The 25,438-nt window shown below is 33.1% G+C and carries 41 protein-coding genes; 40 read left to right on the forward strand and 1 reads right to left on the reverse strand.

Annotated features, from left to right (window positions below; all coding sequences use genetic code 11):
• Positions 1-7 precede the first annotated feature (7 nt).
• The 15 genes from B7E07_RS09655 to B7E07_RS09720 all read left to right on the forward strand — a co-directional run bounded on the left by B7E07_RS09655 (position 8) and on the right by B7E07_RS09720 (position 10,543).
• Positions 8-1,699 (forward strand): DHH family phosphoesterase, encoded by a 1,692-nt coding sequence (locus B7E07_RS09655; protein WP_080845669.1) that lies wholly within the window; start codon positions 8-10, stop codon positions 1,697-1,699.
• 18 nt (positions 1,700-1,717) lie between these two features.
• On the forward strand, positions 1,718-4,018 hold the full coding sequence (locus tag B7E07_RS09660; protein ID WP_080845670.1) for a DNA polymerase: 2,301 nt from the start codon (positions 1,718-1,720) through the stop codon (positions 4,016-4,018).
• 187 nt (positions 4,019-4,205) lie between these two features.
• Positions 4,206-4,520 carry a hypothetical protein gene (locus B7E07_RS09665; protein ID WP_080845671.1) on the forward strand — a complete coding sequence of 105 codons (315 nt, stop codon included), beginning with the start codon at positions 4,206-4,208 and terminating at the stop codon, positions 4,518-4,520.
• 46 nt (positions 4,521-4,566) lie between these two features.
• Entirely contained in the window at positions 4,567-4,875 is a 309-nt protein-coding gene (locus tag B7E07_RS09670) for a 3D domain-containing protein (RefSeq protein ID WP_176215155.1), read from the forward strand.
• 10 nt (positions 4,876-4,885) lie between these two features.
• Positions 4,886-5,662: a deoxycytidylate deaminase gene (locus tag B7E07_RS24430; protein WP_257391540.1), complete on the forward strand. Its 777-nt coding sequence runs from the start codon at positions 4,886-4,888 to the stop codon at positions 5,660-5,662.
• A complete protein-coding gene (locus B7E07_RS09680; protein WP_257391424.1) occupies positions 5,659-6,177 on the forward strand; it encodes a deoxynucleotide monophosphate kinase family protein in 519 nt (172 codons plus the stop codon). The genes B7E07_RS24430 and B7E07_RS09680 overlap by 4 nt, the downstream gene beginning before the upstream one ends.
• A gap of 26 nt (positions 6,178-6,203) precedes the next feature.
• Positions 6,204-6,596, forward strand: coding sequence for a beta-sandwich lipoprotein (locus B7E07_RS09685; protein WP_257391425.1), 393 nt, complete (start codon positions 6,204-6,206; stop codon positions 6,594-6,596).
• A gap of 42 nt (positions 6,597-6,638) precedes the next feature.
• Positions 6,639-6,794 (forward strand): hypothetical protein, encoded by a 156-nt coding sequence (locus tag B7E07_RS23675; protein WP_176215156.1) that lies wholly within the window; start codon positions 6,639-6,641, stop codon positions 6,792-6,794.
• Positions 6,795-6,822: 28 nt separating this feature from the next.
• The gene (locus tag B7E07_RS09690; RefSeq protein WP_080845674.1) at positions 6,823-7,149 is read left to right on the forward strand and encodes a hypothetical protein; all 327 of its coding nucleotides are present in this window, start codon (positions 6,823-6,825) and stop codon (positions 7,147-7,149) included.
• A 178-nt stretch (positions 7,150-7,327) separates the two neighbouring features.
• Entirely contained in the window at positions 7,328-7,540 is a 213-nt protein-coding gene (locus B7E07_RS09695) for a hypothetical protein (RefSeq protein WP_080845675.1), read from the forward strand.
• A gap of 564 nt (positions 7,541-8,104) precedes the next feature.
• Entirely contained in the window at positions 8,105-8,440 is a 336-nt protein-coding gene (locus B7E07_RS09705; protein ID WP_080845677.1) for a hypothetical protein, read from the forward strand.
• Between the two features lie 19 nt (positions 8,441-8,459).
• Positions 8,460-8,621, forward strand: a complete 162-nt coding sequence (locus tag B7E07_RS23680) for a hypothetical protein (protein ID WP_176215157.1) — start codon at positions 8,460-8,462, stop codon at positions 8,619-8,621.
• A 58-nt stretch (positions 8,622-8,679) separates the two neighbouring features.
• Entirely contained in the window at positions 8,680-9,126 is a 447-nt protein-coding gene (locus tag B7E07_RS09710; protein WP_080845678.1) for a hypothetical protein, read from the forward strand.
• Between the two features lie 32 nt (positions 9,127-9,158).
• On the forward strand, positions 9,159-9,614 hold the full coding sequence (locus B7E07_RS09715; protein ID WP_080845679.1) for a DNA N-6-adenine-methyltransferase: 456 nt from the start codon (positions 9,159-9,161) through the stop codon (positions 9,612-9,614).
• A 101-nt stretch (positions 9,615-9,715) separates the two neighbouring features.
• On the forward strand, positions 9,716-10,543 hold the full coding sequence (locus tag B7E07_RS09720; protein WP_080845680.1) for a DNA adenine methylase: 828 nt from the start codon (positions 9,716-9,718) through the stop codon (positions 10,541-10,543).
• A 34-nt stretch (positions 10,544-10,577) separates the two neighbouring features.
• Here B7E07_RS09720 and B7E07_RS09725 read toward each other — a convergent pair whose 3' ends face one another.
• Complete coding sequence (locus B7E07_RS09725) at positions 10,578-10,874, reverse strand: hypothetical protein (RefSeq protein WP_080845681.1); 297 nt, start codon at positions 10,872-10,874, stop codon at positions 10,578-10,580.
• Positions 10,875-10,965: 91 nt separating this feature from the next.
• Here B7E07_RS09725 and B7E07_RS23685 point away from each other — a divergent pair, with 91 nt between their 5' ends.
• From B7E07_RS23685 to B7E07_RS09845, 25 genes are all read left to right on the forward strand, one after another.
• On the forward strand, positions 10,966-11,127 hold the full coding sequence (locus B7E07_RS23685) for a hypothetical protein (RefSeq protein ID WP_176215158.1): 162 nt from the start codon (positions 10,966-10,968) through the stop codon (positions 11,125-11,127).
• A 53-nt stretch (positions 11,128-11,180) separates the two neighbouring features.
• Complete coding sequence (locus B7E07_RS09730) at positions 11,181-12,299, forward strand: DNA cytosine methyltransferase (RefSeq protein ID WP_080845682.1); 1,119 nt, start codon at positions 11,181-11,183, stop codon at positions 12,297-12,299.
• 255 nt (positions 12,300-12,554) lie between these two features.
• Positions 12,555-12,755, forward strand: a complete 201-nt coding sequence (locus B7E07_RS09740) for a hypothetical protein (protein ID WP_080845684.1) — start codon at positions 12,555-12,557, stop codon at positions 12,753-12,755.
• 461 nt (positions 12,756-13,216) lie between these two features.
• Positions 13,217-13,603, forward strand: a complete 387-nt coding sequence (locus B7E07_RS09745; RefSeq protein ID WP_080845685.1) for a hypothetical protein — start codon at positions 13,217-13,219, stop codon at positions 13,601-13,603.
• Between the two features lie 4 nt (positions 13,604-13,607).
• Positions 13,608-13,826: a hypothetical protein gene (locus B7E07_RS09750; RefSeq protein WP_080845686.1), complete on the forward strand. Its 219-nt coding sequence runs from the start codon at positions 13,608-13,610 to the stop codon at positions 13,824-13,826.
• 2 nt (positions 13,827-13,828) lie between these two features.
• Positions 13,829-14,011, forward strand: a complete 183-nt coding sequence (locus B7E07_RS09755; RefSeq protein ID WP_080845687.1) for a hypothetical protein — start codon at positions 13,829-13,831, stop codon at positions 14,009-14,011.
• 62 nt (positions 14,012-14,073) lie between these two features.
• The gene (locus tag B7E07_RS09760) at positions 14,074-14,463 is read left to right on the forward strand and encodes a hypothetical protein (protein WP_080845688.1); all 390 of its coding nucleotides are present in this window, start codon (positions 14,074-14,076) and stop codon (positions 14,461-14,463) included.
• Positions 14,464-14,501: 38 nt separating this feature from the next.
• A complete protein-coding gene (locus B7E07_RS23690) occupies positions 14,502-14,648 on the forward strand; it encodes a hypothetical protein (RefSeq protein WP_176215159.1) in 147 nt (48 codons plus the stop codon).
• 40 nt (positions 14,649-14,688) lie between these two features.
• Positions 14,689-14,919 (forward strand): hypothetical protein, encoded by a 231-nt coding sequence (locus B7E07_RS09765; RefSeq protein ID WP_080845689.1) that lies wholly within the window; start codon positions 14,689-14,691, stop codon positions 14,917-14,919.
• A 26-nt stretch (positions 14,920-14,945) separates the two neighbouring features.
• Positions 14,946-15,293, forward strand: coding sequence for a hypothetical protein (locus B7E07_RS09770; protein WP_080845690.1), 348 nt, complete (start codon positions 14,946-14,948; stop codon positions 15,291-15,293).
• Between the two features lie 65 nt (positions 15,294-15,358).
• Entirely contained in the window at positions 15,359-17,647 is a 2,289-nt protein-coding gene (locus B7E07_RS09775; protein WP_139785611.1) for a ribonucleoside-diphosphate reductase subunit alpha, read from the forward strand.
• On the forward strand, positions 17,631-18,086 hold the full coding sequence (locus B7E07_RS09780; RefSeq protein WP_218970412.1) for a flavodoxin family protein: 456 nt from the start codon (positions 17,631-17,633) through the stop codon (positions 18,084-18,086). Before B7E07_RS09775 ends, B7E07_RS09780 begins: the two co-directional genes overlap by 17 nt.
• A gap of 2 nt (positions 18,087-18,088) precedes the next feature.
• Entirely contained in the window at positions 18,089-19,141 is a 1,053-nt protein-coding gene (locus tag B7E07_RS09785) for a ribonucleotide-diphosphate reductase subunit beta (RefSeq protein ID WP_176215161.1), read from the forward strand.
• A 17-nt stretch (positions 19,142-19,158) separates the two neighbouring features.
• Positions 19,159-19,398, forward strand: a complete 240-nt coding sequence (locus tag B7E07_RS09790) for a thioredoxin family protein (protein ID WP_080845693.1) — start codon at positions 19,159-19,161, stop codon at positions 19,396-19,398.
• 17 nt (positions 19,399-19,415) lie between these two features.
• Positions 19,416-19,934 carry a pyrophosphohydrolase domain-containing protein gene (locus B7E07_RS09795; RefSeq protein ID WP_176215162.1) on the forward strand — a complete coding sequence of 173 codons (519 nt, stop codon included), beginning with the start codon at positions 19,416-19,418 and terminating at the stop codon, positions 19,932-19,934.
• Between the two features lie 60 nt (positions 19,935-19,994).
• Complete coding sequence (locus B7E07_RS09800) at positions 19,995-20,582, forward strand: sigma-70 family RNA polymerase sigma factor (protein WP_080845694.1); 588 nt, start codon at positions 19,995-19,997, stop codon at positions 20,580-20,582.
• A complete protein-coding gene (locus tag B7E07_RS09805) occupies positions 20,583-21,431 on the forward strand; it encodes a thymidylate synthase (protein WP_080845695.1) in 849 nt (282 codons plus the stop codon).
• Positions 21,432-21,433: 2 nt separating this feature from the next.
• Positions 21,434-21,940, forward strand: a complete 507-nt coding sequence (locus tag B7E07_RS09810) for a dihydrofolate reductase (protein ID WP_176215163.1) — start codon at positions 21,434-21,436, stop codon at positions 21,938-21,940.
• Positions 21,941-22,065: 125 nt separating this feature from the next.
• The gene (locus B7E07_RS09815; protein ID WP_080845697.1) at positions 22,066-22,449 is read left to right on the forward strand and encodes a hypothetical protein; all 384 of its coding nucleotides are present in this window, start codon (positions 22,066-22,068) and stop codon (positions 22,447-22,449) included.
• Between the two features lie 30 nt (positions 22,450-22,479).
• Positions 22,480-22,929 (forward strand): hypothetical protein, encoded by a 450-nt coding sequence (locus B7E07_RS09820; RefSeq protein ID WP_218970413.1) that lies wholly within the window; start codon positions 22,480-22,482, stop codon positions 22,927-22,929.
• A 37-nt stretch (positions 22,930-22,966) separates the two neighbouring features.
• On the forward strand, positions 22,967-23,212 hold the full coding sequence (locus tag B7E07_RS09825) for a hypothetical protein (protein ID WP_080845699.1): 246 nt from the start codon (positions 22,967-22,969) through the stop codon (positions 23,210-23,212).
• A gap of 311 nt (positions 23,213-23,523) precedes the next feature.
• Positions 23,524-23,892, forward strand: a complete 369-nt coding sequence (locus B7E07_RS09830) for a hypothetical protein (protein WP_080845700.1) — start codon at positions 23,524-23,526, stop codon at positions 23,890-23,892.
• A gap of 23 nt (positions 23,893-23,915) precedes the next feature.
• Positions 23,916-24,206, forward strand: a complete 291-nt coding sequence (locus B7E07_RS09835; RefSeq protein WP_080845701.1) for a hypothetical protein — start codon at positions 23,916-23,918, stop codon at positions 24,204-24,206.
• Between the two features lie 60 nt (positions 24,207-24,266).
• Positions 24,267-24,674, forward strand: coding sequence for a hypothetical protein (locus B7E07_RS09840; RefSeq protein ID WP_080845702.1), 408 nt, complete (start codon positions 24,267-24,269; stop codon positions 24,672-24,674).
• Positions 24,675-24,762: 88 nt separating this feature from the next.
• Positions 24,763-25,287 carry a hypothetical protein gene (locus B7E07_RS09845; RefSeq protein WP_080849155.1) on the forward strand — a complete coding sequence of 175 codons (525 nt, stop codon included), beginning with the start codon at positions 24,763-24,765 and terminating at the stop codon, positions 25,285-25,287.
• Positions 25,288-25,438: the final 151 nt, after the last annotated feature.

Consider the following 25,438-nt stretch of genomic DNA (forward strand, 5'->3'; position numbering starts at 1 on the left):
GGATAAAGTGCATTTTAAATTACTGGGAAGCAATGACTATGAACTTGATCCTGTTGGAGTGATATTTCAAAATAGAGGAGTCAAGGACTACAATCGATTAATTAATTTAGATGAAAAGGCAGAAATTCATTTCTCTAAGTTAAAAAATATAGATAAAGCTGTAAACCTGTTATTAAAGCATATTGAAGCGAATAGTATAATTTACATTCAACCGGACAGCGATTGCGACGGATACTGTTCATTCGCAATGTTATTACTTTACTTAAACAAAGTCTTTCCTAATATTCAAATTAAATGGAAATTACATGACGGTAAGCAACATGGCATTAATTTAAAGGATATAACTGATGATATTCGACTTGTAATTATCCCTGATGCCGGAACAAATCAATACAAAGAGCATGCGGCATTGAGCAATAAAGGGATTGACGTTATTGTACTTGACCATCATGAATGTGAAAAGGAATCAAAACATGCAATAGTTGTTAACAGTCAACTTTCCCCAGACTATTCTAATAAGAATATTTCTGGGGCAGGTATTGTTTATAAATTTTGTCAGGCTTTAGATGAAAAATTAGGATTATCTCTTTCTCAGAACTATTTAGATTTAGTGGCGATTGGAAATATTGGTGACATTATGGATCTAAGAGAAATCGAGACTCGGTATTTAGTTAAAAAGGGTTTGGATAATATAAAGAATCCATTGATTAAGGCTATTATTGAAAAACAGGATTACTCAATGAACAGCATTATCAATATACATAATGTAGCATTTTTTGTAGTTCCTTTAATAAATGCAGCAGTTAGAGCAGCTACTGAAGATGAAAAAATTCAAATGGTAAAGTCCTTTCTAGAGAGTGACGAAAAAGTATACTATAAGCGCAAAAATGAGTTTGTAGACATACATACTGACACTGCTCGAATGCTAGGTAATATTAGAAATAGGCAGAACAAATTAAAATCATCGAATACCGAAGTTATTAAATCTGATGACGAATTAGTAAAAAACGTTTTAGAGGACAAGGTACTTGTAATTGATGTTACTGAAAAACTAGATAAAAAACTAACTGGTCTGGTTGCAAATGAATTATCTAAAGCATATAGAAGACCAGTGCTGTTGTATAGAAGAAGTAAAGGGCTTCTTAAAGGTTCTGCCAGAGGCTATGAGAATGGAGAAGTTAAAGACTTTCGTGAGTTTCTACTTACTTCAAAGCTATTTAATTTCTGTGAGGGACACGGTAATGCATTTGGTTTTGAAATAAAGGAAGAGAATCTACTTAAGTTAAAAGATTATTTCGAAATAAATTTAAAAGATGAAATAGACATTGACTCAATCGAGGTAGATTTTATTATAAACTTTAGCGAAATAACTAGAGAAACTGTTGAAAGTATAAGCGCTTTAAGAGATGAATGGGGATCAACACTTTTTGAGCCAAAAATAGCTATAACTCGTATCCCAGTTCAAAGAGGCGAGGTTTACCTAAAAGGAAAGAAAAATAACACCTTAAAATTTGTTCATAATGATATTGAATTTATTAAATTTTACTTTAATCAAACAAAATTTGAAGAGTTGTTTGATGAAGGAGAAACCTATTATGTTGACGTATTAGGAAAATGCCGTACAAACGAATGGGAAGGCAGAAAGACACCTCAAATAGAAATAGAGCAAATTGAAGTAGTTGACCGCCTATACTTTTAGAGAAAGGAGAGTTCTAGTTTGTTAATTACTCCTAAGTTAGAAACAGAAGTAACTAAAAAATATAAGAAATATTGGGCAAATACATTTGAAGAGATAGAAGAAAGTTTTCTAAAAGATAAGCCGAAATTAGGTGTATTTGACTCTGAAACAACTGGTTTACATATCAAAAAAGATAAACCTTTTATGTGGGTTTTCGGCTGGATGCTTCCAAAAGATAAGCAAAGTGAAGACGTAAAAGGAAGAGTTTTCGCTTTTGAACATAATGAAGATATATTAAATAAGATTATTGAATTGACCAAACAGCTCACAATGGTAGTTGGACATAATGTTAAGTACGATTTACATATGGTTATAAATGGAGGAATAAAAGATAGTAAAGTTTATTCAATGAAAAATGTATCCGATACAATGGGTATCTGCAGAATGTCATTTGATGCTGTTTCAGCAAGAGATGGAGGAGACGTACTAGCGCTTAAAAAAATTGCGGAAAAGTACATTGATCCAAGAGCTGCTGAATTTGAAAAAGAGGTTAAGAAAGAGTTAAAGAAAATTAACGATGCAAAAAGAGGTATCTTAAAAGAACTCCTCCAACCATACAAAGAGATTGGATGGAAACTCGGTACAATTAAAGAGGCTTACAAAGTTAAAAAACGAAATGACATGGACTTGTTTACTAAAGAAAGAAAGCAGCGGTGGATAGAAGTTCCTAAAGAAATCGAAGAGTTGTATTTTAAATGGATGGAAGATCATCCTTTTGCGGACTATTCTGAAGTCGATAGAAATATCATGATGGAATATGTACATGGTGATGGCATTTACACGCTTGAAATTGTTGAGAAATTTTACCCTACAGTGCTCCAACGTAATCAAAAGGCTTTATTTGAAAAAGAAAATAAATTGATTATAGAGTTATTGAAAATGGAACGTGTAGGTATGAAAGTCGATATGAAGTATCTACAAGACTGTTTTATAAAGTGTGACAATGAAATTCAGAAACTTTATGAGGAATTGTGGGAGATTGTAGGAGAAAATTTCACGGTTTCACAGGAAAAGATTATTGCAGGTTATTTTGAAGCAGTTTTAGGTGAAAGACCGTCCTCAACAGATAAGTCATTCCTAAAGAAACATAAAGATATCCGTGTGGCTCAATTAATCACTAGGCTAAGACGTTTAGAAAAATGGCAGTCTACGTATATCTCAAGGATTATTGAAGTAGCAAGCTATGATGGTAATTTCTATACGCAATACGGACAATTTAATACAGTGTCCGGCAGATTAGGATCTGATGCACAGCAATTTCCAAAAGAGCGCATTCTCACTGAGGAAGGAGAAGCTTACGAAAAAGAAAACGGTGAAGGGAAAGCTCCTGTAGAAATGGAAATATTCTCACCTCGGAGAGCATTCATAGTTGAAGGAGGAGAGTATGATAAAATCGCATACTTTGACCTATCACAAATTGAACTAAGAGCACAAGCAAATTATACTATGCTGCTAGGGAGACCTGATCTAAATTTATGTCGTGCTTACATGCCTTATAAATGTTTCCACTATAAAACTGGTGAAGAGTACAAATTTGAAACTAAAAAAGACAGGCTTCGATGGAGAGAAAAACAAGAAAATGGAGATTCGGTTTGGTTGATGGAAAATAAAACTCCTTGGGTTCCGACTGATGTACATAGTGAGACGAGTCATAATACATTGATTGCGCTTGGATACAAAACCGATAATAAGTATAAGTCTTACCAGCATGTTAAAGATTCTCCTGTTGATGAAAAGTCATTTAAGAAATTCTGGCGGTATATTGGTAAGATGTTTAACTTTATGAGGAACTATGGTGGAGGCGCTAAAAAAGCATCTGAGGCGTTAGAGGTGTCAATGGAAATTGCTAATGCATTAGTTTCAGGTTGGTCAAACACTTTCCCAGAAGTATCTTATTATCAGAAAATGGTCAGTAGTAAAGTACAGTCTACGCACCATGCAACAAATATGTATGGTCGAGTGTATTTTCTAACTAATACGGATAAAGCTTACAAAGTAGGAAACTACTTAGTACAAGGCTCTTGCGCAGATATGTTGAAAGATTACGTTGTTCAGATAGGTAGATTCTTGGATGAAAACAACTGTAAAACAAAGTTTCTTGCTAATATTCATGACGAGCTGCAGTTCCTAGTTCATAAAGGGGAAGAATGGATTTTCCCACATATTAAAAGAATCATGGAAGATGTAGAGTGGATGAAAGTTCCAGTAGTTGTTGACTTAGAAATTACGGAAACGACTTGGGCAGAGAAAAAAGAGGTTGAGTTGGAAATTGTGGCTTAGAAACCTTGCTATATCAACGTTTTCAGAGCCTATTTTTCCAATAAAATAAGACTTTCATAAGAAGTGATTATTTTAGTGAAAATTTAACAAATTACACTATACATTGTAAATAAATTGATTTATAATGATAAATATAAAGAAGAAAGAGAGGTGATGAAGTCTAACCCTTTGAGGTTGGACAATCACTATGATCAAAAAACAACTGGTTTACACAGGGGCAATTGGAGTTTTAGCTTTAACAAATGTAGTTGCTGCAAGTCTTACATACAAAGAATTGAATATTAAAGAACAAGAGATTATTAACTTACAAGAGGAAAACAGTCAGCTCAGGGGAGACATATTCAGCAAGAACAACCTATTAGAAAAACAACAAGGTGAGATTGATACATATGAAGAAGAATTACCGATTAAAAATAAATTGATAACAAAACAATCAGATGAGATTGAGAAGCTTAAAAAGGAATTAAATCAGGTTAAGGGTGAGAATAAGGAATTACCCTAGTGAGATGCCGAGTAGAGGGGAATCTACAAAGCGAAGAAGTATTTATATGCAAGCAACAGCTTATACAGCTAATTGCAATGGATGTTCTGGGATTACATACAGCGAGTATAATGTGAAGAATACGATTTACTACAACGGATACAGAATCATTGCTGCAGACTTTAATAAGATTCCTCTTTACTCAATTGTTAGAGTTAAGACTGATACAGAAACATTTGAAGCGATTGTTCTTGATACTGGGGGAGCTATCAGAGGAAGCAATGTAATTGATTTACTAGTTGGATCTTATGATGAAGCTATTCAATTTGGGAGGCAAAATGTTAATGTGACAATTCTAAAAGAAGGAGGGGAATAAATTGACTAAAGTGTTTAAGTTTAATATTGAAAATAAATTGATACTAAACACGAAGAGAAAAGACTTATCCAAATACAATGGGGAACTAGTTGAAGTTGTTGAAATAATTGATGATGCAATTACATATGACTACATAATTAAAATTCCCAACCAGCCAAAAGTAAGGGTAAGAGAAAATGAACTTCAAGAGGTAAAGGATGAGAACATATTGCAACTTAGAACAGGACAAAGAGTAATTTACACTCCATTAGATGTAACGGTAACAGTTGAACAATTAAATCTATTATACGGTCAGATTTCAGTTAGATTTCCTGATGGTGGAGTACAGGTTGTAGGACTTGAATTAATAAAAGTAGAGGAAATACCTCAAAGGAAAAGTTGGGACGAATATTTCATGGATATTGCAATAAAGGTATCCACTAGAGCAACATGCGACAGACTTCATGTCGGTTGCGTGATAGTTAAAGATAAGCAAATTGTTTCAACCGGATACAACGGTAGCGTTTCAGGTGAAAAACATTGTGACGAGATTGGGCATTTATATAATGATCAAAATAGATGTATTAGGACAATTCATGCTGAGCAAAATGCAATATTATTTGCAGATAGAAACTCATTAAAAGGTGCAACTGCGTATGTAACGCATAAGCCATGTGAGAATTGTGCCAAATTGCTTGTTCAAGCAGGAATAGTTAGATTGATATATCTTCACGAATATGAAAATACATACAGTGATTACTTTTTAAAAATGATAGAAAGCGAACATATGAAAGGAGCATTGGTTTGAATATAGCTCTGGTTGCAAAAATGAGAAGTGGAAAAGATACGCTTGCAGACTATGTTATTAAAAAATATGGATATACTCGCTTTGCTTTTGGTGATGGGATTAGGGAAGTGGCAAGAGAGCTTTTCCCAGAGCAAATGAAAGATGGAAATAAACCAAGAGCATTGCTCCAAGGAATAGGGCAATCAATGAGGAAGTTTGATAATGATGTTTGGGTGAACCGTTGTTTTACGGAGATTAAAAAGAGTGAAAAGGATCGAATTATTATTACTGACTTAAGGCAGCCTAATGAATTTGCACGAGTTAAGGAAGAGGGATACATAACTATTAAGATTGTCTGTGATGATGAGATTAGGATTAATCGAATATTAGAAAGTAACGATAACTTTAATAAAGCAGACTTATATCATGAAACGGAAATGCACATTGATACATACGATTGTGACCACGTTATTTACAATAATGACAGTTTAGAGAGTTTGTTTGATCAGTTTAATAAAGTAATGAGAGTTATTTAAAAAATTAAATTGAAGGGTTGATGAAAATGAAGAAACTTTTAACAATTCTAACTGGGTTCATGGTAATTATTATACTAGCAGGATGCGAAACAGAAGCAGACACAGTAAATCACAATTTAAGCAAGTCTGCAGATTCTTTTGAAGTGCAGCGTAGAATAGTATTTTTTAACGGGATAACAGACAAATATCTATTAACTGTCGAAGGCTTATGTTCGTTAAATGTTGAAGATGCTAAGAATTTGCGAGTAACTTGTAAAGTTGGAGATGATCAATACAAAAGACATTATCTTGGTCTGAGCGACAATGTAAGCTACTTCGTTGAGCAAACTGATGCTAAGACAGAAGATCCATTCAGATACAAGGTAATATTTAGACCTGAATCAATTATTCCAGATATTGATTTACAGACAAGTAATTAATTGAGGTAAAAGGATAATTTCAATGGAAGTTGAGGTGGAAACATGGAGAAATTGCCAATATTGTTTGCTATTGCGATAGTGTTAATCCTTTTATTTATCTTAGGACTAGGATTTGCTATAGCGAAGATAGGATTGATTGCTATCGTGTGGGCATTAGCAATAGTTGGAGTGTTATTCTTACTGGCACAAATATTGTAATGAAATGAATAATTTATGAGGTGATAATATGATAAGAAGCTTTCAGTTTGATGGGTTGACAGTTTATGCGGATGATTTAGAACACGCAAAAACAATTATAAGAGAGTATTATGAAAATATACTAGAAGAGCGATTAGCAAAAGGTAAAGAAACTGACTATAACGAGGTTTATACATATTTTCCTATAAGTGAAATTATAGAGGAAGATATTCCTTTTATATACGATTATAAAAGAAAAGGTACGGATGATGAAATAGCTTCATTACCTTTGAGTAGAGCGTTTAAATATGAAAGTTACAGAAAAAAAGCTGAAAAGAAATGGGAAGGTTATCCTATTAGTTTTTGGATGATTTGATAAAATAATTCATTTATATCGAAAAGGAGAGTGAGAGCTTGAGTCCATTAGTTTTCATTTTATGTTTAGCAGCTAGCTTTGCAGTAGGATATAGTTTGGGAAACTCAAAGGGTTACTGGACTGCGTTTGAGTCATTCAAAAAATAAACCAGTCTATCTTATTAAAAGAGGTGGTATAAATGTCATTAAAAATAGGAAATAAAGTACGCAACATTCACAACAACACAGAAGGAAACCTTGTTTATTCTTCATCTGGTGCAAGTATTGCTGGATTTAAAGAAGAAAATGGGGAGAAATGCCACTTTCAAACCCTTGGGCAACCGATTCATATGTATGAAAAGGACTGGAAAAGAGTTTATAAATTTAAGTTTAATATGAAAGATTATAATTAAATTAAAATTCGAATTTCTTTCATTGATTAGAAAGGAGGAGATGCTTTGGTTACAAATTTCATTTTCTTAGTGTTGTATGTGCTAACGGCGCATGTGGCTGTTACAGTTTCACATAAAGTCTTAAAATATACACGAGAAGAGGCGATGTTGGGAGTCCTAATAAGTTTAGCGTGTGTGATCTTAGTTTATGTAGATTAAAAATACATATAAATCATAAGTTTTATTGTAAATAAATTAATAAACTAAGGAGAATTGATATGGGTAAATTTAAAAGCTTTTTATTTAGGAGTAGGTTCTTATTCTACGGTTTGTTCTGCGGTTCGATAACCAATTATCTATGGTTACCAGTGGCTCAATTATCAGTAGGATTATCAGTTATACTTTCGATTGCTACTCTATTGTTATTAATAACTGCAGCATTTTACCTAGACTATAGGTTTATTAGCAAGAAACAAATTAAGGGAAGTGAAAACAATAGATAAAATATTAAATCATATCGTTCCTTCGAGTCATCAAGTAGTCAGGTATGGAATAGTCGATGAGAAGATTTTCAAGGAAGTAGAAATGACAACATCTTTGTATGAGCACATAGAGATTGTAACAAACTTTTACGATGATGAAAGAAATCCATTTCGCTGCAACTGGACTGATGTGGAGGGCATGGGCTACGGATGGGTTTGGATGCAATATGAAGAAAAAGATTGGCACAAGATGATGGGGAAACTCGTTCAGCATGAAACAAAATCTTTATTGAAGGTAATGGATGATACGCTTTACTTTGTTTATGAGAAGAAGAAGGCTAAAACATATCACTTTGTAACAATGGGTCGTTTTGTAACAAAGGGAGGTTGGCGAGAAGACACTATAATAACATTATCGAATGAAGAATTATTTTATTAAAAGAAGGAGGGTGAACCAAATGAAGAAAAGTGCTCGACATTCAATGCTAATATACATTTCATTTTTTGTGGCTGCGGTTTTATTGGGAGCATTCATTGACGAAGTTAATGTTTCACATGTTCCTTTATTGATTTTATTTTACTTAGGCGGACTAGTGGCTGGTATAAGATTTGTTAAATAAGAAGAACAAAAATGATTATCATTGCAAATAAGTTGATGTATAAAAAGGAGATGTTGGGATGTTGTTTCTAAGTTTATTATTCTTATTGTTTAGTATTTATGGACTTATTAACGGAAGATTGTTTCACAAGTTTCAGCTAGAGAATGCAAAATATACGGTTAAGCATAAGAAAGGAGAAATAAAAGATATTCCCAGTGAGCACATTGTAAAAGGATTATTCTTTTTCGGATACGCAGTAGTTATGCTTATTCTTCAAATAATTTTAGTAATAAATGCAATCAAAATTGATCCACTTCTGTATCCAACGCTGGCTTTCATTGTAGTAATGTTTATTAACTTTATTGTCGCTCAGAAGTCCTCGAAAGCAGATTTAGATACTGAAATTGGAATTGCACAGTATTTATCTAAAGCAGCAAGAAAGAGAAGCTTTAAGGGACTAGTTTTCGGAATATTAAATGTAGCATATTTTACATATTTGTTTGCTGTATTGCTTGGACTGGTTTAATAAAAAATAAATTAATACAAAGGGGATACTTAATGTCTATTACCGAGAATAAAGGAATGTTTTCATCAAATACGGACATGTGGGCAACACCAAAAGATTTTTATGATGAATTAAATAAGGAATTTGGATTTCAAACTGATGTTTGCGCAATACCTGATAATGCTAAATGTGAAAATTACTTCACTCCTGATTTAGACGGACTAAAGCAAGACTGGGAGGGTGTCTGTTGGATGAATCCTCCTTACGGTAGAGTAATTGGTCAATGGGTGAAGAAAGCATTTGAAGAAAGTGAAAAGCACGGGTCAGTAGTAGTATGTCTGCTACCAGCTAGAACAGATACTAAGTGGTGGCATGAATACTGTATGAAAGGTGAAATTCGACTAGTAAAAGGTCGTTTAAAGTTTGGAGATAGTAAGAATTCAGCACCGTTTCCAAGTGCAGTTGTTATCTTTGGCAATCATCGCAGAGGCGAATTGTCAGCAATATAATTGAAATACATAGATTAATTGGTTAACCCTTATATACATAATTAAGAGCTAATAAAAACGAGATTTTATATTAAAAATAAATTAATATTAGGAGTGTTAAATTGGTTAAATTTCAACCAGTAATTAAATGGAGCGGAAGTAAAAGAAGTCAATCAGAAAGAATCATATCTTTATTCCCAAAGGAAATTGAAACATATTATGAGCCATTTGTTGGTGGCGCAAGTGTTCTATTTCAGTTATTACATAGCGATATAAAAGTCAATAGTTACATATGCAGTGATATAAATGGAGACTTAATTAGTCTGTGGAATGAGATTAAGAGTAATCCATTAGACATTATTGAGACTTACTTTAAATTATGGAAAGAACTAAATGCAGATGAAGATATTGAACGCAAGAAACAATATTTTTATAGTGTTAGAGAAAGGTTTAATAAAACAAGGAATCCTCACGATTTTCTATTCTTGTCAAGAACCTGCACCAATGGATTAATAAGGTTTAATTCCAGTGGCAATTTCAACACATCTTTTCATTTTAGTAGAAATGGAATTGTTCCTGAGTCATTGCAAAAAATCATTATTGATTGGTCAAATAAATTAAACGAAAATGATGTTCAATTTATACATAGGAGTTATGAATTAATTAATACATTGGAAGGGGATTTATTATATCTTGATCCTCCCTATGCAAACACTAAAGGAATGTATTATGGAAAATTAGATTATGATTTATTTTGGAATTGGCTAAAGGGGCAAAGAGGGAGATACCTTCTAAGCTTTGATGGTAAGCGAGCAGATGTTGATAATACATATGCAGTACCAGAATACATATACAACGAGCACATCTATTTACATAGTGGAAGAAGCAGCTTTAAAGATTTAAAGAATCAAGTAGTTGAGCAAGTACAAGAGAGCTTATACATAAAGTAGTAATTAAAATCTGGGTTTTATAAAAAAAGAGCCCTTAATATAAGGACTCAGATTTATCAGTTTCTCTTTTATAAATAGCATAAGGAGTAGACAGCTTTCCATCAATATAATCTTGAGGATCTGCAGTTGATATTTCACCTTGGTCACGAACGTATTGAGTAATAACCATATTATACATGTGAGCGACACGGCACAGTCCATCTATTACATTGTAAAGCTGATGATCATCTGTACGCTGCGTAGTTGCCCATAATTGTATGTCTAGAAGTTGTTTCTTAGTTTGTTCAAGAGAATTAAGATCAAACTTGTCAGTTAATTTACTTGATCCCATTAACTTCATTCCTTTCAGTTAGGATAATATACGACATTGTATTAAGGAGTGAAGAAATTTAGAACTAAAATAAATTAAAGGAGATGATGATATGAGTATGCAATACGGAGCTAAAACAGTTCAAGAGTTGTTGAAGGTGATTGATCATTTAGGAGAACAAATGTATAAATTTGGAGATTGTAATAATGGTATTAAGGAGATTTTGATCACCAGAGATGAAGATGACGGTAGTTTTACTATTACTAGTGATTGAGATAAAAGCTGAATTTTATATTATAAATAAATTAAAATATTAGGAGTGTTTGAGTGGAGAAGATTAAAGTATTATCATTATTTAGTGGCATTGGTGCATTTGAAAAGGCACTAACAAATTTGAAGTTAGAATTTGAACTTGTTGGGTTTAGTGAAATAGACAAATATGCGATTGAATCATATGCTGCAATACATAACGTTGATAAAAGTTTAAATTTAGGGGATGTAAGTAAGATTGAAACTGAGAGTATTCCAGATTTTGATTTAATGACATATGGATTTCCATGTCAGGATATATCAGTTGCAGGCAGACAGAAAGGTTTCTCAGAAAATAGTGAGACAAGATCAAGTTTACTTTGGGAAGCAATGAAGATAGCGAAAGTGAAGCAACCCAAATATATGATTGCTGAAAATGTTAAGAATCTAATCGGGAAAAAGTTCAAAGATGACTTTGACAAATGGCTAAATGACTTAGATGACTTAGGGTACAATACATATTATGAGGTACTAAACTCAAAAGATTTCGGTGTCCCGCAAAATAGAGAAAGGGTATTTGTTGTTAGCATTCGTAAGGATATTGACAATAAGGAATTTAAATTCCCCAAAGGTGAAACCACAGGAGTTAAATTAAAAGATGTTCTTGAAGACACCATCAACGAAAAATATTACTTGAGTGAACAAGTGCAAAAACGATTTAAGTTTAATGAAAAATACCATCATAGTTTAATAGGAACAACTGCCCCTGAGTTTAGAACAATTGGACAGCGAGATTTAGTTTATAAGGAAGAAGGAGTTATGGGAGCTTTGGTTGCTACTGATTATAAGCAACCGAAGCAGATACTTGAAGTAGTAGGCAATTTGGATATAAACGGTATGGATTGTATCAAAAGAGTGTATTCAACAAATGGATTGAGTCCCACATTAACGACTATGGAAGGTGGCAATAGGCAACCAAAGGTATATGAAGGCGAATATAAGATTCGAAAATTAACTCCATTAGAATGTTGGCGATTAATGAGTTTCAGTGATGAGGATTTTAATATAGCAAAAGAAACATTAAATAATACATATCATAAAGGAAAAGATAGATCGGATTCACAATTGTACAAGCAATCAGGCAATTCAATTGTTGTGAAAGTCGCAGAAGAGTTGCTCAGAAAATTATTTAATTAAAAATAAATTACATAATACATATCTAATTGAAAATCTCTAAAGGAGTGAGTTAAAATGAACTCGGAATTAACACCTGAGAATGCGCTACAAAAAGTAAACAACGCATACATGTTACTGGATGATATTTTCCATAAACTAGACAATAAGAAATTAGATTGCGCACATTTGTCATCTGCTAATGAAAATTTGACACAAATCAACAAATTATTATATCAAATATCTACAATATTTGAGCTATAAGGAGGGTTTTCGACAGTGAAACCAGCCATAAATGAAGATAAAAGAGTTGTTTTATTAGAACATATAGATGACATAGAATCAGAGATTTATAAGCTTGTCGGTGACTTAGAAAATGATCCAGAGGTAAGCGAAGAACTGTGGAAAAAGATTGATCAGCAAGACAAAGTAATTAATAAAAAGATACGGAAATTAAAAGATGAGGTTTATTATACATAATATTTGCAAAAGGAGGTTGGAAAATGGATAGTGTAAAAATGCTTATCAGAATAATTATACATGGTTGGAAGCTGGACTATCACTTAAAGAAGCGACATTTATTCAACAATCTTAATCATCCCACCGTCTTTAGATATCATTTTGAAATGGCTCAGTATTATTATGAAAAGATACATGGGGAAAGCCACAAAAAATAGATATCTATATTGAAAATAAATTGAAAAACATATTGACCTATTGAAAATAAATTGATATGATAAATACAAGTTGATAGAGTGGTTGAAAGGCTGCTCTATCTTTATAAGAGAGGTGAGAACAATGCCGAATATGTTAAGGCTGAAAAAGTTAAACATGCTAATTGAATCACTAGAAAAGAAACTGAATCAGCTTAAATTGGAAAGGGAACGGATGTTTGCTAACTGTTAATCATCTGATATAATTATCGTGAGGTGAATTAAACCATGCGTGCAAATATCAGTGATGAGTTACTTAACGCAATTGACGAAAAAATATTTATCGACTTAGAAATCAATGCACTAAATAGTAAGTTACATAAAGCTGAAAAAGAAGGCAATAAAGGATTTGCTGAACATTTGAATCAAATCATATTGAAAGTAATTAATGACAGAAAGAACATTAACGAATATCTCAAGAAGCAAGGTGTAAAAGTATTTGAACCGGAACACTTTTATGATAGAGAAGGTGAAGATCCAATCTTTGTTGATTACCGTTATTATCAGAGAATCAATGGAGGATACAAAGAAGGTGTGCAGCGTTACTGGATAAGCGGTATCAAGTATAAGCTTAAAACAAGGTTAAATAAGCACTTTGCTCAAGTTAGGAAGTAGATAAATGGATAACATTTGTATGGTCTGTGGAGAGGTTTTTGAAGGAGCCAGTCAGACGATTGAACTGAGAGATAGTAATGACAGAGATAAGTTTCATATTACGGGACATATCTCCTGCACTGATTCTGTAATGGACAAGATTAAGAGAATGAAAGATTTCAAGAAGATGAAGTTGGATAAGGTTTTGGAGGAATTGGGATTTAATAATAAAGGAGGAAAGTAAAAATGAACATTGAAAATAAAGATAAAATAATTGATGGACTAAAAAAGACCTTAGAAGTTTATAGTCAAGCACTAGATGATATTAAGAACGTCTCCACACTTGACGAGTACCAAGGTTCTAATGCTTCCTTACTGTTGAAAGCTTGTTATGATATCGCAAAAACTGCGAAACCGCAACTAGGTTGAGATTAATTAAAAGATTCATTTTATATGTTATAAATAAATTGATATAAAAGGAAGGTGGTTTAGTGAAGAGGATTAACCTAAGTGTTGATATTGAAGATAATGATGTACTAGGAGAAAGTATAAAAAATGCAATTGCAGCACAAGCAAAACAGATTGCACGACAAGAATTAGAGAAAGAGTTAGTTTCAGAAATGGAAAGGATCGTAACTGCGAAAGTGAACGAAATCAAAAGTTCTTCATACTGGAATTCAATCACGAGCCGTCTTACTGACTTGGTGGTACAGAAGCTTGATAAAGAAATTCGCTTAAATACAGAAGAAATCAATAGCATGGTTGAAGATAAAGTTTCCACATTCTTAGATCAGAAATTGAATAGCGCAAAAGGCTTAGATGGATTTATTCAAAGTTATGTGGATCAATCATTATCAAAGATATTAGCTAGAAAATTATAAAATATGATTTTCATTGACATTTGAAAGGGGTGAGAACAATGACTAGCGGTGATAAAGAGGCATTAACACAATACATCAGTGACCTACACCTTAGAGGTGAACTTTACGATAAAGCTGGAGAATCCAGAGAAGCTAATCAGATATTCAAAATAGCAGCAGAGTTGCAACAAATGATTAATCAATAACATACATTAAAAATAAATTGATATACTTGGAGGAAATTTGATGTTCAAGCGTAAAACTAACAAGAATGAAATGGTACGTACAGTATTTGAAAACACAGTAGAAAAGAAATTCAGTCCTGTACGCAAATTCTATGCAATCTTAACTGTTGATGGCGCAGAAAAGCTTACTACATACGAAAGTATCTCACGAACAGATGCAAAAGAACAGTTTGAATTTGAAGCTAAGTCACTTCATGGTTCATTTGATGGGAAGGTTTATAGCTTTAATTAAAATAAATTGAATATAGGGGTGGAGAAGTGGGGAACTTGTATGCTTTTAAGTCATGGTTGGTGAGCGTGAATGAAGCAGATGAAGATGGAGTTTTGCACACGATTGAGGCTGATTTGTATCCCAGAAAGGGAGATTTGATTGCTACAGATCAGAATGGAAGAACTTCTCTCATTAGTCGGGAATTATTAGAGAATGAATTGATTCCTGTAGAGAAAGTACAATCACTCGTTGAAAAACCTAAAAAGAAAAATCCATTTGAAAGCATGAGTGAAGAACAGTTATCTGAAGCATATGGACAATCTTGGGTAAACAATGATGTAGACGAATCCGACTTGGCGATGCTGGCGGAGTATAGAATGAATAAAGCCTTTTAATAACATTAGATATACATATAGAGTTTATATATTAAAAATAAATTGATATGAAAGTGGGTAATTGAGTGACGTTAATTACAAAGGACAAAGGAAGAAGAAAATTACCTTTTGATAAGGAACGGTTAGAGCGTTCAGTTGATAAAGCGTTGGAAGACTTTCCACATTTAAATTCAGACAAGTACAAACAACGTATCATTCGCTTTGTTTCTGACAATGAAGAGTTTCGTGCAGCTAAGATTACAGACAAGTTAATTCTAAATGCATTAGACAATATCACACGTGAGGAGCCTGAATGGACATTTGTAGCTGCTCAGACATTCTTAAATAAACTCTATAAAGAAGCTTCTTATAACCGTTCATACGATTATTCAGATAAGTACGGTAGTCTATACGGATTACTGAAGCACCTAGGTGAAAAGGGAGTTTATTCAGAATTAATCCTAAAAGAGTATACGAGAGAAGAGATTAAAGAAGCTGAGTCATTAATTGATCCAGAAAAAGATAAACTGTTTAACTACATCGGCTTAAAAACTCTTTATGACCGTTACTTGGCAAAAGATAAAGATAGGCGGACTTTTGAATTACCGCAGGAACGTTGGATGATTATTTCAATGGTTCTTATGGTTAATGAACCGAAATCACAGCGAATGCAGCTTGTCAGTGAAGCATATTGGGCATTATCCAACCTTTATATGACGGTTGCAACTCCTACATTATCTAATGCTGGTAAGGCTTTTGGACAATTATCTAGCTGTTTTATTGCTACAACTGATGACAGTCTACAGTCTATTTATGATGATAATACGGATATCGCCAACCTGTCTAAAGGTGGAGGCGGAATTGGAATCTACTTAGGTAAAATTAGAAGTCGTGGTAGCGATATTAAAGGATTTAAAGGTATCTCTTCAGGCGTTCTGCCATGGATGAAGCAATTAAATAATACTGCAGTCAGTGTTGACCAACTGGGTCAAAGACAAGGTAGTATTAGCGTAACTCTTGATGCGTGGCATAAAGATATCTTCTTATTCCTAGAGAGCAAACTAAACAATGGGGACGAGCGACTAAAGGCTCACGACTTATTCCCTGCTGTTAGTATCCCAGATTTATTTATGGAAAAGGTAAATGCTCGAACTGATTGGTATTTGTTTGATCCTCATGAAGTTAGGGAAGTGATGGGTTGGTCGCTTGAAGATTCATATGATGAAAAAGAAGGTAGCGGAACATTTAGAGATCGTTATGAACAATGCGTAAACAATAATGATTTATCTAAAGTGAAAGTTCCGGCTATTGACATCATGAAAGCAATTATGAAATCAATGCTTGAATCAGGTACACCGTTCTTATTCTTCCGTGATGAAGTTAACAGAAAGAATCCAAATAAACACGCAGGAATGATTTATTGTACTAACCTCTGCGTTGAAGTGGTTCAGAACCAATCTCCTACAAGACTTATAAACCAATACATACAGGGTAATAAAATTATCACTGAAAAAGAAATTGGCGACTTTGTAACTTGTAATCTCTCTTCGATTAACTTAGGTAGAGCAATTACTGATGAAGAGTTAGAAAGACTTATCATGATTCAAATTAGAATGTTAGATAATGTAATAGACATTAACTCAATTCCTGTTCTACAGTCTCAATCAACAAACCAGAAATATAGAGCAATTGGACTTGGAACATTCTCTTGGCATCATCTTTTAGCTTTGAAGGGCATTAAGTGGGAAAGTGAAGAAGCCGTTGAATTTGCGGATAAACTTTATGAAAAAATAGCTTATTTAACAATTAAGGCTTCAAATGAGTTAGCGATTGAAAAAGAAAAATATCCGGTATTTGAAGGTTCTCAGTGGTCAACTGGGGAGTATTTTGACATTAGAGGTTATGGAGAGCAAGATGACACTACTCGCTTTGTAACTAATGAACAGTGGTTGCAGCTGAAGCAGAGTGTACAAGAACATGGAATGCGCAATGGATATTTGATGGCTGTGGCTCCAAATGGCAGTACGAGTGTTATTGCAAATGGTTCTGCTTCAATTGATCCTATCTTTGCTCAGTTATATTTTGAGGAGAAGAAGAATTATAAGATCCCTGTAACTGCTCCAGACCTTAATCCTAAGACAGTTTGGTTCTATGACGGTGCTTATAATATTGACCAAAAGTGGAGCGTAAGGCAAAACGCAGCAAGACAAAAACACATTGACCAGTCGCAAAGTTTCAATCTATACGTTAGAAATAATATTAAAGCGAAAGACCTACTGGACTTAATTGATATGGCATGGGAAGAAAAATGCAAAACAACTTATTATATCCGTTCAACTACAGGGGAGTATGATGAGTGTGAAACATGTACATAAGATTTTAGTAGTTGTATATTCTGCTAGTGGTTACACAAAAAGATCAGCGAGTATAATTGAAAATAAATTAATCGGAATGGGATATGAGGTTTATCTTCATATCCTTTCTAAAGAAAGTAAAGATATAAATGTGGCAAACTATGATTTTATGTTTATTGGTTCGCCTACATATGATAGAGGAAAGACACCTAAACCGATGTTGAACTTTTTAAAGAAGACTTTAAAGGAAGATAAAGTTACTGGAATGACTTGTGCGGTATTTGGCAACGGTGAAACGCAATGGGGTAATTATTGTAAAGCAGTTGATGAAATCACATATCACCTAAAGAAGTATGGAAATAGAATAGTTAATCAAGTAAGGATTGAGCAAAATCCAGTAAACGATTATCAGATTGAAGCAATAGAAAATTTTGTTGTAGAAGCATTAAGGAGGAATTAAATTTGAGATTAGAACTAGATACGGTACTACAATCAACAGACTTTTTAGTTCCAGAGAATCCTAACCGTTCAAACAGTGTGTTAAATGGTGACAGCAGCGGTATCTTAACTTGGAATGATATTGCTAAAGAGCTTGTTTATAAAAGATACAAAGAAGCATTAGGTAACTTTTGGACACCTTTTGAAATCAACTTAGGATCAGATGTTAAGCAGTACAAAGACCTATCAGAAGAGGACAGAGAGCGGTTCAGAAAAGTAAATGCTTTAGTGGCTATTTTAGATTCAGTTCAGCCAGTATGGTTCAACTTAATGGGACAATACATTACTGATAGCTCTATACAACACTTACTTACAATCTTATCTCAGCAGGAAGTTGTACATAATCATTCATATTCCTATGTTTTGTCTACTCTAGAAGAGTATAAAAATCAAAATAAGGCATTTGAAATTGCAAGAACAGATGAAGTTGTATACTTTAGAAATAAATTAATATTTGATGTGTATCGAGATTTTAAAAAGCATCCTACTGTTAGAAACTTTATTAGAGGTATGATTGCTTCAATGCTATTGGAAGGAATTAATTTTTATTCTGCATTTGCTTATTTCTATAATCTTGCTAGAAATCAGAAGCTCGTTGCTACTTCAACAATGATAGCGTATATCAATAGAGATGAGCAACTTCACACGAAAGTAGCTGCAGATATCTTAAATTTTATATTGGAAGATCAACCGCACTTACAAGACTATGCCAAAGAGTTTGCTTTAGAGTTCTTCCCTCAAGTAGTAGATAAAGAGATTGAATGGTCAGAGTATATTCTTAAAGGCGAAGAAGATATTGATATGTTTGAAATGAAACGTTATATTCAGTATCGTGCAAACAAAGTATTGTCCCTATTGAATATGAAAGAAATTTACAAAGGAATTGAATCTAATCCTATGCCTTGGATTCGTGCTTTTGACGAGGAAAATGCTAATCTAGGTAAGTCAGATTTCTTTGAGCAAAAGTCAAGACAATACACTAAAGTTGATGAAGATAATGGATTCGATGAATTGTAAAAAAGGAGACTGAAAATATGAAATTGCTAAAACTATATCAAGATGATTGCCCATCATGCGTGCGAGTAGATAATTTGTTGAATAACCTTGAAGTGGAGTATGAATCAGTTAATGTTCAAGAAAACTTAGATGCTGCTGTGCAATACGGTATCATGTCTACTCCAGTTACTATTTTGCTTGATAATGAAGGTAATGAAGTTCAGCGTTCAGCAGGTTTCAATCCAGAAGAATTAGAAGAATTAATTAGCAAACTTTAAGAAGGGAAGGTAACTAAATGACAAATAAAACTCAAAACGAAATGTATTACATGGTTAAAGAATTTCATAAAGCTTTCAATCACTTACATAATGATAAACCAACTCCTATTGATGAAGAGACCGCATTAAATCGTGCTGTATGGACAGGCGAAGAGCTAGTTGAATTTCTATACGCTTCGGTTGGTGGAGATCAGGATAGATTCAAAAATATCTACACTGAGTTTACAAAAGGTTTAGATAGAGCCTTTAATAAGATTGTAGAAAAGAATGATCCAATTGATGATATTATTGTTGCTCAGGCAGATGCGCTTACAGATGTTGAATACTTTAACCAAGGTACATTTACTATTTTAGGAGTAGAGCCATTTGAACTATTTAAAATTGTTCAAGCTGCAAACATGGGGAAACTTTGGGAAGATGGAAAGCCTCGTTTCCGTGAAGGTGATGGAAAGATTGTTAAGCCACCAAACTGGGAAAAGGACTTTGCACCTGAGCCTAAGCTAAAAGAAGAGATTGAACGTCAGAAGAATAAGTAAAAACTAATGAGGAAGAGATTAATTTCTCTTCCTTAACTAATATATAAAAGGGAGATTTTAATGGATGCTTATGAGTTATACGAAAAACATGAACACATAGCCAAGGAAACACTTTATAGAATGTTCACTCATCCTAAAGGGATAGCAAGAAAGCATAAAATTGAATTTGCAGACTTACTTCAATATGCACGGCTAGGCTTATGGATTGCTGCTACTACATACGATCAGAGCAAAGCTAAGTTCATTACACATGCGATAAATCATATAAAGTGGAAAGTAACTACAAGTTTAGAACGTGAATGTATGCCAATGAAAGTTAACCCTAATAACCGTGTATGGGTCGATAATATGTACACCTTTGTTTCAATGGAGGCGGACATTAACTCTTCAGACAGTTATGATGTTAAAACATATCATGACATTATCGCTTCAGATATGGATACAGTTGAGGAAGCATTCGATAATATTTACAGCAGTCGTATCACTAGTAATCTAGATGAAACTCAACTAGAGATACTAAAGTTGAAAGAAGAAGGCTTGTCCTATGATAAGATTGGCGACTTGTGGAATATGACAGGTGCAAATGTACAAGCAAAGATATATAAAGCTAGAAAGAAAGTTAGAGAATGTTTAGAGGAGGCAATGTGATTGTACAAAGCAAATAAATACTTCTTAGACAATTTAAGAAAGATTAAAGAAGAAGGTGTTACTGATTTATCAGGTGAAGTAAGACCGAGATATGAAGATGGTACTCCAGCACATACAAGATATATCACATTTGTTCATGAAGAATATGATTTAGCAAAAGGTGAGTTTCCTATTCCTAATTTAAGACCAGTAGCAGCTAAGTCAGCAATCGGTGAGATGTTGGCTTTTTATCAGGATCAGACAAATGATTTAACTGTTATGAAAGAGAAATATAATCTTGGTTGGTGGAAAGACTGGCAAGTTGATGATACTAATACAATTGGATTAAGATATGGAGCTACTGTTAGACGCTATGATTTGATGAATAAACTGCTTGATACATTGAATAATGACATGTTTAGCAGAAGAAAACTTATGTCTCTGTGGCAGGAGCAAGACTTCATTGATGAACCAAAAGGATTGAAACCATGTTTCTACATGACTAACTGGGAAGTAAGAGTTATTGAGGATGATATTTATTTAGACTTGCATCTCACATCTAGATCCTCTGACTACGGGGTAGCTGGGACAATCAATAGACTTCAATATGTTGCTCTCCAAATGATGGTAGCAAATCATTTTGGATTCAAGCTAGGCAAATTCAGCATATTCACATCCAACTTACATTATTATTTACGTCATGAAGAACAAGTTGAAGAGTTACTGTCACGTAAACCTGTAGATAAGCAGCCGTATTTAAAGTTAAATGTTCCAGTGAAAACTAACTTCTATGACATCAAAGTAACTGATTTTGAATTAGTTGACTTTGAATGTCCATATCCTCAACTTAAATTTGAACTAGGGGTGTAATTTTGTCCGTTAATATAATTGTTGCATATTCACAAAGTTTGCAAATAGGCTATCAGAATGAACTTTTATGTAAGTTGCCAAATGATTTAAAAAGGTTTAAAGAAATGACTCAGAATAACTACGTGGTAATGGGAAGGAGGACGCTAGAAAGTTTGCCCTCTGTCCTATCAAATAGACACAATATTATCCTAACACGTAACAAGAATTATAAATCTCCTACTGGTACATTCGTTTACCATTCACTTGAGGAAGTAATCGAAAAGTATCACAATCATAATGCCGATAAACAAGAATTGTGGATCATAGGCGGTTCTGAAATTTATAATCAAGCAATGCAATATGCCGACAAACTCTACATAACTCGTATTGAGCATCAATTTGAACACGCAGATACATACTTCCCAAAGATTGATTTATCACAGTGGAGAAAAATTGAAACAGTCTACAATTGGGCAGATAAAGATCATGAGCATGACTATACATATCTAACTTATGAAAGAAAAAACTAATTAAAAATAAATTGAAAAGTATATTGACTAATTAGAAATAAATTGATATTATGAGTACAAGCTAATAAATAGTTTGTACTCTTTTTTTTATAAGAATAATAGAATGAAAGGTGATTAAAGTGTGTTTGGCAAGTAGGAGAGTAAGAGAAATCGAGAGTGTGCTAAATGGGATTGAGGATGATTTAAACAAACTGAGTAAAGCAGTCTCTAATTATGATAAGGAAATTAATAATCTCTATCATAAACTAGAAGTTTCTAAGTTTAATGCTTGCGAAGGATATTATTTCTCAAAGCAACTTCAAGGTCTTTTACAAAAGAGAAGGCTGGTAAAGACTGAAATGAAACGATTGAGAATTCTCAGCAAGAGCTTAGGTAAATCAATTACAGATCGAATCGAGAATGTGCAAAAGCAATTACATAAACATTTGCACGAAGATAATGGTGTAATGGCTTATCAAGTCAATTTCGATATGTCATTCAATGATATTGAGTCAGAAGTTTTTCACTAATAAAAATAAATTAATAAACAAGGAGGAAAGATGTTGATTACAGCAACAAAAGAAAACACATTAGATAAGGAGTTACTCGTTGATCTATTACAGAAAAGGTTAAAGTGGGCTGAGGGTCACTTGCAAGCTTTCTCACCTGAATCACTAAAGTATATTTATAAGAATGTTTTACAAGGGCATATGGTCGCTAAAGCCAAAGCGAATACTGATGGATACATAATTAAGTTTACAGTACCAAAGCAGATTGTAGAAGCTATGGGGTACAGATATGGAGATTACTTTGACATTAAAGTTAATTTGGATAGAAGGGAGGTTGTACTGCTTACCGAAGGAGAGAATAAAGTTAGATTAGGTAGAAGTAACTTGGTAACATTGAAATACTCATTTGCTGAGAAACGATTGTTAAAGGGTAATGATGATATGTTACTCATATTGAAAGGTGATAAGCTGATACTTAAGTCATTTAGTTATATGCAGTAATACATATACGTTGTAAATAAATTGAGGTGATAAATAAGTGTTTGCTAATATTTATTTGGAAATAGAGGCAAAGGTTATTGAAGAGATTAATTCTAAGTTTCTGCAGTATGGATTAGAGAAAGGCTATTTTAGCTTACATGACATTGGAATTGATCTAATAGAGTCAGAAGTTGAGATTTACGGTTTTGACAAGATGAAAGGTGAGTATTTTATTATTAATTACAATTATCAAAGTAATAGTGGAAAACTTCATTACCTCAATGGTGAAATCATAAATTTTTAATAATCCTATAAAAATAGAGGGAGTTTGTGAATTTTAAATACTGATATATCAACGTTTATAGATGTATTTCACAAGACAGTTTAAGATAAAAGTTAAATTTTATTAGAAACATAGAAAGGAGATGCAAGATGGAGTTTTACATAAGTCCTCTGTTGGATAAAAATAATACAAGTTTTGTAGTAGGGATTGCACATCACAGTGATAACAAAGAAGTACAACTGTATTTAGGATTGATTGCATTAATATTTAAGTACAAGTAAAATGTCGATTTTATATTAAAAATAAATTGATTTAAATATATTTGAAAGGAGGTGAGGGGTATCGAAGCGGATAAACAACAAAACTTAATAAGGCGATTATACAACAAGAATATTGAAATATTAGAAACAGACAAGAAGATTGCTAAGTTAAAATACCAAGACAAACTGTTGGATCTAAAGTGGGTTTGCGAAAGAGGAATAATACTTGCTGACTTCCTTGGTGCTATTGTAAATAAGGAATATGTAAGCAGGAAAACAATGAAGAAGTTGATTAGTAAGGATTTAAAACTGGTTACAACGTTTGAAGTGATAGATGACAAAGCCTACATAAAACCAGACAAGTTTAAACAGTTGCATGATGAATATGTTGCACTGGAAGCAGCATTAGTAAAGGAAGAAGAATACTTAAATAAAAAATAAATTGATATTAAGGTGGGGTTAAAGTGGTAGATCGGGAATATGCGGACTTAGAAAAAGAGTTGATTGAAAGAACAAAGTTGGACACTGATTATATTAGAAGAACATTACTTCTAATTATAAAACATGCGCAGTCACAGGGTTATGAAGATTTATTAAAAGTCTATTCAACATTTTACAGTTTAGCTAGTGAGCAAGAGAAGAAAGAGTTTGCAGAAAAGATTGCAGGAAAATATAATTTAGGACTATTTATAGCTTTTATGGAAACATTTCATGAAGGGATGCTAGGGACTATATGGAAAAGCAATAAAGCTTAGTTTGGTAGATAGTTAATAAAAAAATATAGGGTGACGACCAATCGTCATAGGAGAATAATAATGGAAGCTATATTAAAGAACATGGATACAGTTCTATTGAAAATGGAAAATGAATTAAAACGTAATAATAGTCCTGCGGTAAAAACACTCGTTAACACTTATAAAGAGTTATTTAATGTAGTTGATTTAATTGATGATAGAAGCTCAGAGGTAGAGGATAAACTTAATGAGCAACTAGTGATTATTAAACAATTGGCTGATGTTACAAACTCTGAGATATCAGGTGGTCTTAATAGAGGAGACTACAAACACGCACATTCTCTTGCTTTCGTGTATGAGACACTTGTCAGACTTCAAGGACAAATTAAAGGATTTATAAATAAATATGCAGTCTATGCTCCTAATTTTAGAAAAAAGAACCTTATGCAAATAATAGAGGAAGTAGAAGAGTCGCTTAAAAATAATTAATTACATAACGGGTGAGATGGATATTTCATCTTACCCTCAACTTTACTTATGAGGTGATTGGTTGGTTAAAAAGCAAAACGAAGGAAAAATGTTCGAGGAAGATGTTGAGCAAAGTTGCAAGGATCAAAAACTATTCTACTACAGGATTAAGGATACTTTTATTCCTCCTGATTTGAGGACAAGAGTAAGAGTAACTAAGAATAAATACGATTCATTTATATACAGGAAACCTAATCTGTTTCCCATTGAGTTCAAATCCACAAAGGATAAGAAGTTTAGTTTTAGCGAATCAATCATTAAGCAGCACCAAATTGATTCATTACAAGAAGCAGTTACATACGATGGATTGATTGCCGGATTTATTTTTAACTTTAGGGTTGAAGGGAATCCTACATACTTTGTACATATTGATGACTTTTTGAAATACAAACATATTGCTGAGAATCAAATTAAAGAACATACATATAAAGCGAAAGTAAATAAAGCAAGTATAAGTTTAGACATATGCAAGGAAATTGGAATTGAAGTAAGTAATGCTAAGAAGAAGGTTAGATATAGATATTACATAAATAAATTGGTAGATGAATTGATTAAGAGATACGGAGAGTCATAGGACAAGTTGACAATTGAATATATACATATTGAGGTGAGACAACATGAAACAGATTGAGAAAAAATTTATCACCTCCATTCAGAAATCTAATTACACCCTAAACATATTTGTAAACGAGATATTGGAGGATGAGAAGGTTTACGAAAGTAAC

Source organism: Cytobacillus gottheilii (genome assembly GCF_900166665.1).
GTDB classification, from domain to species: Bacteria; Bacillota; Bacilli; order Bacillales; family Cytobacillaceae; genus Cytobacillus; species Cytobacillus gottheilii_A.